This window comes from Vreelandella hamiltonii, from assembly GCF_014651775.1.
Taxonomy (GTDB): domain Bacteria; phylum Pseudomonadota; class Gammaproteobacteria; order Pseudomonadales; family Halomonadaceae; genus Vreelandella; species Vreelandella hamiltonii.
In genome coordinates, this window is sequence record NZ_BMXN01000065.1 from 1 (window position 1) to 777 (window position 777).

General features: G+C 54.4%; 1 protein-coding gene. It reads right to left on the minus strand.

Annotated elements, in window-relative coordinates; all coding sequences use genetic code 11:
* On the minus strand, nt 1-716 hold a 716-nt coding region (locus tag IE091_RS18350), incomplete at its 3' end, for an Rpn family recombination-promoting nuclease/putative transposase (RefSeq protein ID WP_189464329.1).
* Between the last annotated feature and the right edge of the window lie 61 nt (nt 717-777).

Below are 777 nucleotides of genomic sequence, written 5' to 3' on the forward strand. Positions count from 1 at the left end.
ACCTCAGGAAATTCAAGCCCTGGGGCTCGGTTGGGCAGGAACACTCGGTAGAACCATACGATGATCGCCCGCCGCAAGCTGGCTTGTTCTGGGCCGTTGAGCCAGTCTGCTAAATGCCCCATGGCGTCTGAAACATCGTTTTCATCGCGATGTTTCTCGATACGAAATATCGCTGCCACGATATTGCGCGTTTCATCCGTCCACCCAGGCGCGTCAACAATAGCGCCTTCATCTATCAGCAAATAGCTAAGGTGGGGGCGATAGCGCTCCAGCCCACCCGGTACCGGTTCGACCAGATCCGCGACGTTTTGTGCCGCTGTCCAGCGCTTCTCTCCATTGTAGAGCACAATGGGCAACACAGGTGGCAGCTTGCCGCTCGGGGTAAACGCGTCCTGGCGAATCAGATCCTGGTACAGCAGCCCCAGGTAGCTCATGATCCGCACGGCCATGTGCTTGTCTTCCGATGACTGAAACTCCAGTAGAAGATAAACGTATAGCCAGCGGTCTCGCCACCATATCCGCCAAATCATGTCATCTTCACGGTCGCGCAGTTCATCGGTGATATAAGAGCCGCTGACCTGTTCCATTTGGTTAAAATCCAGCTGCTCGACCCAGGCTTCCTTGACGAAGCCGGTGAGCAAGTCCCGCACCATTTGTTTATGCGAAAACATCAGTTTATAGCTGTGATCGTGGCGGTTATGCACTTTGCTGACCATGCGGGCTCCTGTCGCTGAATTAATACTTTACCACAACACCCGCTTTCTCAACCCAGCCCCC